This window comes from Cellulosimicrobium sp. TH-20, from assembly GCF_002105775.1.
Classification (GTDB): Bacteria; Actinomycetota; Actinomycetes; order Actinomycetales; family Cellulomonadaceae; genus Cellulosimicrobium; species Cellulosimicrobium funkei.
In genome coordinates, this window is the sequence record NZ_CP020857.1 from 1,579,024 (window position 1) to 1,592,157 (window position 13,134).

Consider the following 13,134-nt stretch of genomic DNA (forward strand, 5'->3'; position numbering starts at 1 on the left):
GCCGTGGTCTGCCGAGGTAGAGCTGTGGTCTGCCGAGGTAGAGCTGTGGTTTGCCGAGGTAGAGCCGTGGTTCTCGTGCCCGACGGCGTGTGGTTGCGTCGGGTGGTCGGGGTGGGTGGTGGTGCCGCGTCTACCATCCGCGCCGCTCGTTCCTCGCGTCGCTCCCGCCTTCTCGGTCGGGATCGTCCTGCGTTCGCAAGCTCACTCCGGACGATCCCTCGTTCCAGGGCCGCCACGACGCGGCACCACCACCCACCCCGCCCGGCGTCGTCTCGCCGTGGTCTTCGCTCACCTGGGCGAACCACCCGCGGCGTCGTTCGCTCACGTCGGGCAGCGGCGACCCGCCCGCCGTGGGCGACCGGCCGCCGTCGGGCATCAGGTGCCCATGCCGGCCGCAACCTCGGCCGTGATCGGTGACCCCGCGCCGTCTGGCATGACCAGGCCTCTACGTCGGCGGACCACCCTTCTACCTCGACGGACCACGCCTCTACCTCGGCAGACCAGGGCTCTACCTCGGCAGATCGGGGGTCAGGGGGCGGACGGGGCGGAGGGTCGGGGGCAGGGAGTGCGACAATCGCGACGTGTCCGCTGAGATCGACGCCACCACGACCCCCGCCTCGCAGCACGGGAACGGCTCGCGGCGGTCCGGCTCCCGCGCGACGACGTCGCCGGAGGCTGAGCGCGCCGCTGCCGTCCGCGAGGCGGAACGGGCGGCCGACGCCGCGCGCACGGCGCTCGCGGACGCGCTGCGGACGGTCGTGCGCGGCACGGTCGACACCGCGACGCGACGCCGCGCGGAGTACTCGACCGACGCGTCGAACTACCGCGTGGTGCCCGAGGCCGTGGTCTACCCGCAGGACGCGGACGACGTCGTCGCCGCGCTGGACGTGCTGCGCGAGCTCGAGGTGCCGGTCACGGCGCGCGGGGCGGGGACGTCGGTCGCGGGGAACTCGATCGGGCCGGGCGTGGTCCTGGACTTCACGCGGCACGTGAACCGCGTGCTCGACGTCGACCCGGAGGCGCGCACGGCGCGCATCGAGCCGGGCGTCGTCATGTCGACGCTCCAGCAGGAGGCGGCGCCGCACGGGCTGCGGTTCGGCCCGGACCCCTCGACGCAGAACCGCGCGACGCTCGGCGGCATGATCGGCAACAACGCGTGCGGGCCGCACGCCGTCGCGTACGGGCGCACGGTCGACAACGTCGTCGCGCTCGACGTCGTCGACGGCCGCGGGCGCCGCTTCACGGCCGGCAAGGGCGACCCGACGTTCGCGGCGGTCCCCGGACTGGCGGAGCTCGTCCGCGAGAACCTCGCGCTCATCCGCACGGAGTTCGGGCGGTTCGGGCGCCAGGTGTCGGGCTACTCGCTCGAGCACCTGCTGCCGGAGAACGGGTCGGACCTCGCGAAGGCGCTCGTCGGCACCGAGGGCACGCTCGTGACGATCCTCGAGGCCACGGTGCGCCTGGTGCCGGTGCCGTCCAAGCCGACCCTCGTCGTGCTGGGCTACCCGGACATGCCGTCGGCGGCCGACGACGTCCCGACCTTCCTCGGCCTCAGCCCCCTCGCGGTCGAGGGTCTCGACGCGCGGCTCGTCGACGTCGTGCGCCGCGCCAAGGGCGACGCGTCCGTGCCGCCGCTGCCCCCGGGCGCCGGCTGGCTCATGGTCGAGGTCGGCGGCGCGACCCCCGAGGAGGCGATGGCGAACGCGGAGGCGATCGTCGCGGCGTCGGGCAGCGAGGCCACGATGATCCTGCCCGCGGGCCCCGAGGCGACCAAGATGTGGCAGATCCGGGCCGACGGCGCGGGGCTCGCCGGGCGCACGCCCGCGGGCGAGCAGGCGTGGCCGGGCTGGGAGGACTCCGCCGTCCCGCCGGAGAAGCTGGGCGACTACCTGCGCGACCTCGACGCGCTCATGGCGCGCTACGGCGTCGACGGCCTGCCGTACGGGCACTTCGGCGACGGGTGCGTGCACCTGCGCATCGACATCCCGCTCGAGGCGTCGGGGTCGGTGCTGCGCACGTTCATGCTGGAGGCGGCCGAGCTCGTCGCGAAGTACGGCGGCTCGCTCTCGGGAGAGCACGGCGACGGCCGCGCGCGCTCGGAGCTGCTGCCGGTCATGTACAGCCCCGAGGCGATCGCGCTCATGGAGCGGTTCAAGGCACTGTTCGACCCGCAGGACGTCATGAACCCGGGCGTCGTGGTGCGCCCGAGCGCCGTCGACGACGACCTGCGCCGCCCGCACGCGCACCCGCTGCTGTCGAAGGTCGGCGCGCCGGGGACACCCGGGACGAGCACGGCCGCGCCCGCGAAGGTCACGAAGATCTCGCGTCGCGCCGGCTACCAGGGCTTCTCGTTCGCGCACGACCACGGCGACATGACCCAGGCCGTGCACCGGTGCGTCGGCGTCGGCAAGTGCCGCGCCGACACCAGCGCCGCGGGCGGCTTCATGTGCCCGTCGTACCAGGCAACGAAGGACGAGAAGGACGTCACGCGCGCCCGCGCCCGCGTGCTCCAGGAGGCGGTGAACGGCACGCTCGTCGGCGGTCTCGCGGCGCCCGAGGTGCGCGAGTCGCTCGACCTGTGCCTGTCCTGCAAGGCGTGCTCGAGCGACTGCCCCGCGGGCGTCGACATGGCGCAGTACAAGTCCGAGGTGCTGTACCGGACGTACCGCGGCAGGCTGCGCCCCGTCGACCACTACTCGCTGGGCTGGCTCCCGGTCTGGGCGCGCCTCGCGACGGGCATGCCGCGCCTGGCCAACAAGCTGCTCGGGTTCCGGCCGCTCGCGAAGGCGGTCCTGTGGGCGGGCGGCATGGACACGCGCCGCTCCATGACAGAGTTCGCCGAGGTGCCGTTCCGCACGTGGTGGAGGCGCGGCGGCGCGACCCAGGGCGTGCCCGGCCTGCGCATCGGGCAGCGGCCCGGCCGCCCCGTGCGCGACGAGCGCCCGAAGGTCGTCCTGTGGACCGACTCGTTCAGCGACAACATGTCGCCGGGGGTGCCGCAGGCGGCCGTCAAGGTGCTCACGGCGGCCGGGTACGACGTCGTCGTGCCCGACGAGCAGGCGTGCTGCGGCCTCACGTGGATCAGCACGGGCCAGCTCGACGGCGCGCGCAAGCGCCTGGAGAACCTGCTGTCCGTGCTCGGCCCGTACGCCGTGAACGGCATCCCGATCATGGGCCTCGAGCCGTCGTGCACGGCCGTGCTGCGCTCCGACCTCGTGGACCTGTTCCCCGACGACCCGCGCGCCCAGGCGGTCTCCGCCGCGACGCGCACGCTCGCCGAGCTCCTCACGTCGGTCGACACCGCGCCCGGGCGCGAGTCCGGGTGGCGCGTGCCCGACCTGTCGGACGTGACGGCCGTCGTGCAGCCGCACTGCCACCAGCACTCGGTGATGGGCTTCGCCGCGGACGAGCGGCTGCTGCGCGACGCGGGCGCGACGATCAAGGTGCTCGCCGGCTGCTGCGGGCTCGCGGGGAACTTCGGCATGCAGAAGGGCCACTACGAGACGTCGGTCGCCGTCGCGGAGAACGCGCTGCTGCCCGCGCTGCGCGACGCCGCCCCCGGCGACGTGTACCTCGCGGACGGCTTCTCGTGCCGCACGCAGGCCGACGACCTCGCCGGCGTGCAGGGCAAGGCGCTCGTCGAGCTGCTTGCCGAGCGGCTCTGAGCCCGTCGGGCGGCCGACCGCCCGACGGCGCACGGCCGCCCCGGCCCCGCACGGGCGCGCGTCCCCGGGGGGTGCGTCCAGGCACCGAGGTGCGGTCCGTCGATCCCGGCGCGAGCATGGCAGGGGAGCACCACCGCGGGCGGTGCTCCGTCCACGTCGTCGGCGGTGAGGGGCAGGCCATGTACTACTCCAGCGGCAACTACGAGGCGTTCGCGCGGCCGCGCAGGCCGGAGCGGACGGACCGGCTCGGGTCCGTGCACCTGGTGGGAGCGGGCCTCGCGTCGCTCTCCGCGGCGGGCTTCCTCGTCCGCGACGGCCAGGTGCCGGGGGAGAAGATCACCGTCTACGAGCGGCTCCGGCTCCCCGGCGGCGCGCTCGACGGCATCAAGGAGCCGCGGCGCGGGTTCGTGATCCGTGGCGGGCGCGAGCTCGAGGACCACATGGAGTGCCTGTGGGACCTGTTCCGCTCCGTCCCGTCGATCGAGACCGAGGGCGTCTCGGTCCTCGACGAGTTCTACTGGCTCAACAAGGACGACCCGAACTTCTCGCTCCAGCGCGTCACCGAGGACCGCGGGAAGGACGCGCACTTCGACAACCTGTTCCGCCTCGACGAGAAGGCGCAGAAGGAGATCACGAAGATCTTCCTCGCGCGCCGCGAGGACATGGAGGGCAAGTCGATCGAGGACGTCATGTCGCGGCACTTCCTCGACAGCCAGTTCTGGCTCTACTGGCGCACGATGTTCGCGTTCCAGGAGTGGCACAGCGCGCTCGAGTTCAAGCTCTACCTGCACCGGTTCATCCACCACGTCGGCGGCCTGCCCGACCTCTCGGCGCTCAAGTTCACCAAGTACAACCAGTACGAGTCGATGGTGCTGCCGCTCACGCGCTGGCTCATGGACCGGGGCGTGACGTTCCGGTTCCACGTCGAGGTCACCGACGTCGACTTCGACCTCGCCCCGGACCGCAAGGTCGCCACGCGGCTGCACCTGCTGGACCACGCGGCGGCCCACCAGTCCGGCGGGGCCGCCGTCGAGCGGACGATCGACCTCGGCGAGGACGACCTCGTCATCGCGACCATCGGCTCGCTCACGGAGAACTCCGACAACGGCGACCAGCACACGCCCGCGCGCCTCGACACGGGGCCTGCGCCCGCGTGGGACCTGTGGCGGCGCGTCGCGGCCAAGGACCCGTCGTTCGGCCGGCCCGACGTGTTCAGCACCGACATCCCGCTCACCAAGTGGCAGTCCGCGACCGTCACGACGCTCGACCGACGCATCCCCGAGCACATCGAGCGCATCTGCAAGCGCGACCCGTTCAGCGGCAAGGTCGTCACGGGCGGGATCGTCACCGCGCGCGACTCGGCGTGGCTGATGAGCTGGACCGTCAACCGGCAGCCGCACTTCAAGGCGCAGTCGCCCGACGAGATCGTCGTGTGGGTCTACGGCCTGTTCGTGGACACCCCGGGCGACTACGTGAAGAAGTCGCTCCAGGAGTGCACGGGCGAGGAGATCACGCAGGAGTGGCTCTACCACCTCGGCGTGCCGGAGGCCGACATCCCGACCCTCGCCGCCGAGGCCGCGAGCTGCGTGCCCGTGATGATGCCGTACGTCACGGCGTTCTTCATGCCCCGGCACGCGGGCGACCGGCCCCAGGTCGTGCCCGACGGCGCACGCAACTTCGCGTTCATCGGCCAGTTCGCCGAGACGACGCGGGACACGATCTTCACCACCGAGTACTCCGTGCGCACCGGCATGGAGGCGGCCTACCAGCTGCTCGACCTGGAGCGCGGCGTGCCCGAGGTCTTCAACAGCACGTACGACGTCCGCAAGCTGCTCGCCGCGGTGAGCGCCCTGCGCGACGGCGAGGAGCTCGACATCCCCGGGCCGCGGATCCTGCGCGACCGGCTCCAGAAGAAGGTGGACGCCACCGAGATCGGCGAGCTCCTCGCCGAGTTCAGCCTCCTGTCCCACGACGAGTGACCTCGCGGCCCGGCGTGGCAGCATCGGGCGCATGTCGACTCCGGAGGACCTCGCACGCCGCTACCTCGGCTGGCTCCTGCTGACCGAGGGCGCGCGGGCCGAGCGTCTGCGGGCGGAGGCGGAGGTCGGGGTCGCGGGAGAGGTACGGAGCGTTGTGGAGCACGACGCCGACCCGTTGCCGCTGCTCGACGCGCTCGTCGCGCAGGCCGTCGCGAGCGGGGACGAGCGCCTCGTCACGCGGCTCGGGGCAGGGATCGTCGAGGAGGCGATCGTGGGCCGGCCCGACCTGGCTGGTCGCATCGCCGCGCGATGCCGGGCGGAGCCGACCTGGAGCGAGGTCGTGCGGGGGGCGTGGGTGGAGGAGCGCCGGGCGCGCGACCTCCCGGATCCGCTCCCCGCGCTCGTCACCGTCCTGAAGGGCTGACGAGGCTACCGCGGGCGCTCCGCACCGCGTCGGCGAGCCGGGCGACGGCGTCGTCGACGCGGGCGTCGGCGAGGTTGCCGTACCCGAGCACGAGGGTCGTCGACTGTTCGGCGGGGCGCACCTGGTAGCGGCGCAGGTCGACGACGGTCACCTCGCGCCGCGCGGCCTCGCGCACGACGTGCGCGGCGTCGGGCGCGGGACCGTCCGGCGAGCCCGGCAGGGACAGCAGCGCGTGCATCCCCGCCGCGATGCCGCGCACCGCGGCGCCGGGCAGCTCGCGGGCGAGGGCGTCGAGCACGGCGTCGCGACGGCGGCGGTAGCGCCCGCGCGCGGCGCGCAGGTGACGGTCGTAGCCGCCGGACGCGACGAGCCGCGCGAACGTGAGCTGGTCGACGGTGGACGGGGCCGCCGTCGGGCCGTGCGGGGCGGCCGCGCGCGCGACGGACTCGCGCCAGCGGGCGGGCACGACCATCCACCCGACGCCGAACGCGGGGCTCATCGTCTTGCTCACCGAGCCGAGCAGCACGACCCGGTCGGGGTCGAGCTGCTGGAGCGCGGCGACGGGTCGGCGGTCGTAGCGGAACTCGGCGTCGTAGTCGTCCTCGACGACGACGCCGTCGACGTCCCGCGCCCAGGCGAGGACGGCCTCGCGCCGCTCGGGCGCGAGCGCGGAGCCGGTGGGGAACTGGTGCGCGGGCGTGAGGAGCGCGGCCCGCGCGCCCGTCCGCCGGGACGCGTCGACGAGCGCGCCGACGTCCGCGCCCTCGGCGTCCACGGGGACCGGGACGGGGGTGAGACCGGCGCGCGCCGCGACGTCGCGCAGCACCGACCAGCTCGGGTCCTCGACGAGCAGGTGCGTGTGGCCCGCCTCGACGAGCACGGCGGCGACGCGCGCCATGCCGTCCGTCGCGCCGCGCGTCAGCACGACGGCGTCGTCCGGCCCCGTGACGACGCGCGCCCGGCGCAGGTGGCCGGCGACGACGGCGCGCGCGTGCGGGTGCCCGGCGGGGGCGGGCTGCCCGAGGTCGTCGTTCGACGCCGTCCCGCCGGACGTGCCGAGCGCCTCGCGTGCCGCGCGGAGCCACGCGTCGCGCGGGACGTGCCGGAGATCGGGGACGCCCGGTGCGAGGTCGAACCGGGCGCGCGCGGCGTGGATCCTGCCGGTGTCGGTCCGCCCGGCGGGAACGACGGCGCGCGCGGGTCTACCGTCCGCCGCTCGTTCCTCGCGGCTCCCGCCAGGCCCGCCACGACCCGCGCGCACCGTCGTTCCCGCCGGGCTCGTGGGCCGCTCGCCCAGCGCGCTCGTTCCCCTCGGGCTCGTCGATCGTGCCCCGGCTGCGGCGGAGACGCGGGTCGCGGAGCCGGTGCGCGCCTCGAGGGAGCCCTCGGCGACGAGCTGGCCGTACGCCTCGGTGACGACCCACCGCGACACCCCGAGCGACTCGGCGAGCTGTCGGCTCGGCGGGAGCGCCGCGCCGACGGGGACGCGGCCGGCGTGCACGGCGTCGCGGACCGCGCGCTCGAGCCGCTCGACGCGGGACCCCGCCCCCGCGCCCAGGTCGAGCAGGGCCTCCCAGGCGAGCGCCGCCGTCGGCCCGGGGCGCTCGGACGGCAGATTGGTCTGGTCGACGGCCATGGCATCGGACCGTACACCCGTGCCGATGCCTCCCTAGCGTGGAGCACGTCACCGAGACCACGGGTCCACCACGGACCGCTCGGACCACCGACAGACCCAGGGAGACCACCATGCGGTACCGCACCATCGGCGACGGGCGCACCTCCTTCGAGGTGTCGACCCTGTGCCTCGGCACGATGAACATGGGCACGCTCGTCGACGAGGACACGTCGTTCGCGATCCTCGACCGCTACCGCGAGGCGGGCGGCACGTTCCTCGACACCGCGAACAACTACAGCTTCTGGGCCGGTGGCCACGGCCGCGACAGCGAGGACCTGCTCGGCCGCTGGCTCGCGAGCCGCGGCGCCCGCGACGAGGTCCGGATCGCGACGAAGCTGGGCGCGGCCAAGAAGGACCCGGCCCTGCCGCTGCAGAACGTCGAGCCGACGAACTTCCAGGGGCTCGGCGCCGACGTCGTCGCGGACGAGGCGCACGAGGGCCTGCGCCACCTCGGCGTCGACCACCTGGACGTCCTGTACGGGCACGTCGACGACCACGGGACGCCGCTCGCCGAGACCGTCGGCGCGTTCGGCAAGCTCCAGGCGGAGGGCGTCGTCGGCATCACGGGCATCTCGAACGTCGCGCTGTGGCGCGTCGTCGAGGCGCGCGAGGAGGCGCTGCGCCAGGGCGTCGCGCCCTACGGGCTCGTCCAGCAGAACTACACCTACGCCTACCCGACGCCCGAGCCGGGACGGCACAACTGGGCGTCGTACGAGCTGCTCGACTACGCGGCGTCCACGGGCGTCGAGGGCCGCCCGCCGCTCGCCGTCACCGCCTACTCGCCGATCCTCCAGGGCGCGTACGTGCGCCGGGACAAGCCGCTCTGGGACGGGTTCGACCACCCGACCACGCGCGAGCGGATCCGCCTCCTGCACGAGGTCGCGGGCGAGCTCGGCGCGACGCCGAACCAGGTCGCGCTCGCGTGGCTCCTCGGGGGCGAGCACGCGGTGATCCCGGTCGTCGGGCCCAGCACGGTCGAGCAGCTCGACGACCTCCTCGGCGCGGCCGACCTCGAGCTCGACCCCGAGCTGCGCGCACGCCTCGACGCGGCCTGAGCCGCGCGAGCGGCCCGGTCCGGCGCACCGACGTCGGGCCGGGCTGCCACGATGGGCCGATGCCCACCACGCTCGTCGAGCGCACCCGGCCGGACGACTGGCGCGACCTGCGGGACGTCCGCCTGCGGGCGCTCGCGGACGCGCCGTCCGCGTTCGGCTCGACCCTCGCGCGCGAGGTCGCTTTCCCCGACGACGTGTGGCGAGAGCGCGCGGCGCAGGGGGGCACGCTCCTGGCGCGGACGACGTTCGACGGCGGCCCGCCTGGCGACCGCGGCAAGTCCGACGACGGCGCCCCGCCCGGGAGCGGCCGGTCGCCCGGTCCCGTGGTCGGGGTCGCGGCCGTCGTTCCCTCGCCCGACGACCCGACCGTGGCCGAGCTCGTGTCCGTGTGGGTCGAGCCCGGCGCGCGGGGGAGCGGTGTGGCGGCGTCGCTCCTGGCGCGCGCCGACGACCTCGCGGCCGGGCTCGGCGCGCGCACGCTCGCGCTCTGGGTCACCGCGACCAACGCTCCCGCGCTCCGCCTCTACGAGCGCGCAGGCTTCGCGCCGACCGGCGAGACCCAGCCCCTCCCGAGCGACCCCCGCCTCCTCGAGCTGCGGATGACGCGGCGCGTCGCCGGATAGGGTGCGGGGACCTGATCCCGGACCGTGCCGAGGGGGCCGCGTGGAGTTCCAGGACGTCGTCCGACGCCGGCGCATGGTGCGCCGGTTCACCGACGAGCCGGTCGACCCGCACGCCGTCGACCGCCTGGTGCGCAACGCCGTCCGCGCGCCGAGCGCGGGGTTCGCTCAGGGGTGGTCGTTCCTCGTGCTCACGGAGCCCGACGACGTCGCGCGCTTCTGGTCCGCGACCTCGCCCGAGCAGCCCGAGCGGAGCATGAGCACGTGGCTCGCCGGGATGCGCACCGCGCCCGTGCTCGTCGTGGTCCTCACGTCGAAGGACGTCTACCTCGACCGGTACGCCGAGGACGACAAGGGCTGGGCGGACCGCGACGAGAACCGCTGGGCCGTGCCGTACTGGCACGTCGACGCCGGGATGGCGGCGCTGCTCATGCTCCAGACCGCCGTCGACGAAAGGCTCGGCGCGTGCTTCTTCGGCGTCGCGCCGGGCGAGGTCGGGCGCCTGCGCGCGGCGTTCGGCATCCCCGACGCGTACGCGCCGACGGGGGTCGTCGCCGTCGGGCACCCCGCCGACCGGGCGGCCACGGGCTCGCCGCGCCGTCGCGCGCGCAAGCCGCTCGACGACGTCGTGCACCGCGGCCGCTGGGGAGGCCGGTCGTGACGCGCTCGCGGGCGGGGGCGCTCGCCGTCGGGCTCGCGCTCGCCGTCCTCGGCGCGGGAGCGTGCACGGGGAGCGCGACGCCCGAGGACCCGACGGGCGCGGCGTCCGCGACGCGGACGGACCGGCCGCCCGCCGAGGTCCCGGCCGACGACCCGACCGCCTCGGGCGACCCGGGGCGGCCTCCGGGTGGCTCCGACGAGCCGACGGCGGGCACCTCCGCCGAGCCGGGGGAGGCGGCCACGGCCGCGGCCGCTCCCCCCGAGGTCACGAGCCTCGGCGGCGCGGCCGGCGCGACACCGCTCGTCGCGCGGTCCGGGTGGCAGGTCGTCGGCGCGAGCGGCGCGTGCGTGCTGTCGTCACGTGCCACGGCGGACCCGGCGGCACCGACGGCGGGCCCGCGCGACGCGTCCGCCGCCCTCCTCGCGGAGACGGTCGCCGCGGACGGCGGCGACCTCACGGCTCCCCGCGACGTCCTGCTGCCCCTCCTCGCCGACGGCGTGACCCGCCAGGGGGTGAACGCCGCGGCCCAGGACTGGACGGTGACGACCCCACGCGGCGAGGTGCGGGTGCGCGGGGCGGCGCGCGTCGTGCGCGTGCCGACGTTCGAGGGCGACGCGTCGACGCAGTCCGTGGTCCTCGCGCTGGACTGCGCCGGGCCGCTCGACGAGGGCGCGTGGCAGCGCCTCCTCGCCGACGTGCGGGCCGGCCTCGCGGCGCCCGCCGAGGAGCTCGGTACCTGGCCGTCGTAGCGGGGCGGGCGGGTGCCGGGTCAGGCGTCGTGGTCGCGCAGCGCCGGGACGTGCAGCCCGACGGCGCCCCGCACGGGCGGGGGCAGCTCGCCCCAGTCGTCCAGCGTGTCCAGGTCCACGGCGGTCCCGGGCCGCTGCACGACGACGGCCCGCAGCCCGAGCCGCTCGGCCTCCGCGACGTGCGCCGCGCGGCTGCCCGTCCCGAACTGAAAACGGAACCCCTCGCCGCCGGAACCGCCGTCGGGCCGAGCACGAGGTTCCTGGCGTTCTGCGCCGCTTCCCGACAGCAGGGTCGTGCTCGACGGCGCGGTGGCCGGGTAGTCGAGGACGAGCAGGTTCGTGCCCGCCCCGACCCGGTCCGTCGCGACGACGACCGGGGCGTCCTCGGCGAGCAGCGCCGCGACGTCCGCGGTCGTGAGCGCCGGGAGGTCGGCGTGCGCCACGAGGAGCCGCACCGGGCCCCGGGCCGCCGCGTCCTCCGCCGCGAGCTCCCGGCCCAGCTCCACCGCCGCGTCCAGACCGGGCCGGTCCGCGGGCTGGAGCACGATGCGCAGCCGGTCGGCGTCGGCGGTGAGGAGGGGCAGACCCTCGCCGTCGTCCGTCGCCGCGGCGGCGCCGTCCACCACGACGTCCCGCAGCGCCCGCCACGTGAACCGCGGGTCCGACGTCACGACGACCACGCGCTCCACGTCCTCGCTCGCGAGCAGCGTGCCCACGACGTGCCGCGCGAGCACGCCGATCAGCCTGCTGCGCGACGCGGGGTCGAGCACGTGCGCGAGGCGCGACTTCCCCGACGAGCCGTCGCGCAGCGGCACGACGGCGACCACGCGCCCCGGGCGGGCATCCGCACCCGGGCGGGCGCCGGCGTCGGGCGGCTCAGCCACGTGCGGGGCCCGACAGGAGCGTGCGTGCCAGGCGCTCGCGGCCCGCGGCGCCGCCCATGACCGTGTCCGTCACGACGACGTCCATCCCGAGCGCGCGGACGGCGTCCGCGAGGTGCGCGTCGTGGTCGTCGATGACCATGAGGTCGACCAGCCCCGCGTAGAGGCGCGCGACGCCGAGCGCGGAGACCTCGTGCCCGAGGGTCGTAAGGATCTGCGCCGCCGGGCCCTTGAGCGCGCGACCGCCCACGATCGGGCTCACCGCGACGCGCCGCGCCGACGTCCCGACGAGCGCCTCCCGCACGCCCGCGACGCCCAGCACCGGCTCCACCGACAGGAACGGGTTCGACGGCGCGACCACGACGACGTCGGCGCCGGTCACCGCGTCGAGCACGCCGGGCGCCGGGCGCGCGGCGTCGATGCCGTCGTAGGCGAGACCGAGCACGTCGTCCGCGTGCCTACGGCCCACGAAGTACTCCTGGAACCCCAGGCGCCCGGCGGGCGTGTCGACGAGCGTCGCGACGCGGTCGTCGGAGACGGGCAGCACGCGCGCCCGGACGCCGAGCGCGGACGTGAGCTGCGCGGTGACGTCGGACAGCGGCGCGCCCGCGCGCAGCCGGGCCGTCCGCACGACGTGCGTCGCGAGGTCGCGGTCGCCGAGCGTGAACCACGTGTCCTCGCCGAGCCGGCCCATCGCCTCCAGGGCCGCGTACGTCTCCCCGACGACGCCCCAGCCGCGCTCCTCGTCCGCGAGCCCGGCGAGCGTGTACGTGACGGTGTCGAGGTCGGGCGAGATCCACAGCCCGTGCAGCTCGACGTCGTCCGCGACGTTGACGACGACCGTGAGGTCCGTCCCCGCGAGGTCCAGGCCGTGCGCGAGGCGGGCCCCGCCGACCCCGCCCGCGAGCACGGTGACGCGGTCGGTGCGGTGTTCTGCTGTCACGACGACGAGCCTACGTCGGAGCTCGGTCCCCTCGGGGAGTCCCGGTGCCCCGGCCCGTGGCGCGGCGCCGTGCCACGATGGACCCATGGCCGTCTTCGCCTTCTCCGTCGCCCCGCTCGGTGCCGGCGAGTCCGTCGCGGACTCCGTCGCCGAGGCCGTCCGCATCGTCCGCGAGTCGGGCCTGCCGAACCGCACCACGTCGATGTTCACCGAGATCGAGGGTGACTGGGACGTCGTCATGCCCGTGATCCAGCGTGCGACCGAGGCCGTCGGCGCAGGCGGTCACCGCGTGTCGCTGGTCCTCAAGGCCGACATCCGCCCGGGTCGCACGGGCGAGCTCACGGGCAAGGTCGAGCGCGTCGAGGAGCGGCTCGCGGCCGAGTCGGAGGACACCGGGCACGCCTGACCGGGCGGGTGACGCGCGGGCCGGAGACCGGGGCCGGACGGCCCTTGCACACCGGTTCGCCCGCTTCGAGGGACTT

Annotated in this window: 11 protein-coding genes; 8 read left to right on the forward strand and 3 right to left on the reverse strand. The window is 75.5% G+C overall.

Translation table 11 applies throughout. The features are described 5' to 3' along the window. Nucleotides 1-746 precede the first annotated feature (746 nt). From B8281_RS07080 to B8281_RS07090, 3 genes are all read left to right on the forward strand, one after another. Nucleotides 747-3,665, forward strand: a complete 2,919-nt coding sequence (locus tag B8281_RS07080; RefSeq protein ID WP_232322773.1) for an FAD-binding and (Fe-S)-binding domain-containing protein — start codon at nt 747-749, stop codon at nt 3,663-3,665. A gap of 179 nt (nt 3,666-3,844) precedes the next feature. Continuing rightward, on the forward strand, nt 3,845-5,644 hold the full coding sequence (locus B8281_RS07085) for an oleate hydratase (RefSeq protein ID WP_085388656.1): 1,800 nt from the start codon (nt 3,845-3,847) through the stop codon (nt 5,642-5,644). A gap of 31 nt (nt 5,645-5,675) precedes the next feature. Continuing rightward, nucleotides 5,676-6,068: a hypothetical protein gene (locus B8281_RS07090; protein WP_085387340.1), complete on the forward strand. Its 393-nt coding sequence runs from the start codon at nt 5,676-5,678 to the stop codon at nt 6,066-6,068. Here B8281_RS07090 and B8281_RS07095 read toward each other — a convergent pair. Then, a complete protein-coding gene (locus B8281_RS07095; RefSeq protein WP_085387341.1) occupies nt 6,049-7,704 on the reverse strand; it encodes a PLP-dependent aminotransferase family protein in 1,656 nt (551 codons plus the stop codon). The genes B8281_RS07090 and B8281_RS07095 overlap by 20 nt on opposite strands. A 110-nt stretch (nt 7,705-7,814) precedes the next feature. On the opposite strand from B8281_RS07095, the gene B8281_RS07100 reads away from it, so the two are divergent. Genes B8281_RS07100 through B8281_RS07115 form a run of 4 tightly spaced genes read left to right on the forward strand, consistent with a single transcriptional unit; the run spans nt 7,815 to nt 10,828 of the window. Beyond that, nucleotides 7,815-8,798, forward strand: a complete 984-nt coding sequence (locus tag B8281_RS07100; protein ID WP_085387342.1) for an aldo/keto reductase — start codon at nt 7,815-7,817, stop codon at nt 8,796-8,798. Between the two features lie 59 nt (nt 8,799-8,857). Continuing rightward, on the forward strand, nt 8,858-9,421 hold the full coding sequence (locus B8281_RS07105) for an N-acetyltransferase (RefSeq protein WP_085387343.1): 564 nt from the start codon (nt 8,858-8,860) through the stop codon (nt 9,419-9,421). A 40-nt stretch (nt 9,422-9,461) separates the two neighbouring features. Beyond that, the gene (locus B8281_RS07110) at nt 9,462-10,079 is read left to right on the forward strand and encodes a nitroreductase family protein (protein ID WP_085387344.1); all 618 of its coding nucleotides are present in this window, start codon (nt 9,462-9,464) and stop codon (nt 10,077-10,079) included. Further along, the gene (locus B8281_RS07115) at nt 10,076-10,828 is read left to right on the forward strand and encodes a hypothetical protein (RefSeq protein WP_085387345.1); all 753 of its coding nucleotides are present in this window, start codon (nt 10,076-10,078) and stop codon (nt 10,826-10,828) included. The genes B8281_RS07110 and B8281_RS07115 overlap by 4 nt, the downstream gene beginning before the upstream one ends. A gap of 20 nt (nt 10,829-10,848) precedes the next feature. On the opposite strand, the gene B8281_RS07120 is transcribed toward B8281_RS07115, so the two are convergent. Both B8281_RS07120 and cofD read right to left on the reverse strand, forming a co-directional pair. Further along, nucleotides 10,849-11,712 carry a 2-phospho-L-lactate guanylyltransferase gene (locus tag B8281_RS07120; RefSeq protein ID WP_232322703.1) on the reverse strand — a complete coding sequence of 288 codons (864 nt, stop codon included), beginning with the start codon at nt 11,710-11,712 and terminating at the stop codon, nt 10,849-10,851. After that, a complete protein-coding gene (gene cofD / locus B8281_RS07125; RefSeq protein ID WP_232322704.1) occupies nt 11,705-12,652 on the reverse strand; it encodes a 2-phospho-L-lactate transferase in 948 nt (315 codons plus the stop codon). Before cofD ends, B8281_RS07120 begins: the two co-directional genes overlap by 8 nt. A gap of 85 nt (nt 12,653-12,737) precedes the next feature. Here cofD and B8281_RS07130 point away from each other — a divergent pair, with 85 nt between their 5' ends. Next, complete coding sequence (locus B8281_RS07130) at nt 12,738-13,058, forward strand: MTH1187 family thiamine-binding protein (RefSeq protein ID WP_021483491.1); 321 nt, start codon at nt 12,738-12,740, stop codon at nt 13,056-13,058. Nucleotides 13,059-13,134 lie beyond the last annotated feature (76 nt).

What these genes read in the sequence shown, in the direction of transcription:
- B8281_RS07105 (WP_085387343.1), top strand. Translation starts at nt 8,858, where the DNA reads ATGCCCACCACGCTCGTCGAGCGCACCCGGCCGGACGACTGGCGCGAC.
- B8281_RS07100 (WP_085387342.1), top strand. Translation starts at nt 7,815, where the DNA reads ATGCGGTACCGCACCATCGGCGACGGGCGCACCTCCTTCGAGGTGTCG.
- B8281_RS07130 (WP_021483491.1), top strand. Translation starts at nt 12,738, where the DNA reads ATGGCCGTCTTCGCCTTCTCCGTCGCCCCGCTCGGTGCCGGCGAGTCC.
- B8281_RS07090 (WP_085387340.1), top strand. Translation starts at nt 5,676, where the DNA reads ATGTCGACTCCGGAGGACCTCGCACGCCGCTACCTCGGCTGGCTCCTG.
- B8281_RS07095 (WP_085387341.1), bottom strand. Translation starts at nt 7,704, where the DNA reads ATGGCCGTCGACCAGACCAATCTGCCGTCCGAGCGCCCCGGGCCGACG.
- B8281_RS07085 (WP_085388656.1), top strand. Translation starts at nt 3,845, where the DNA reads ATGTACTACTCCAGCGGCAACTACGAGGCGTTCGCGCGGCCGCGCAGG.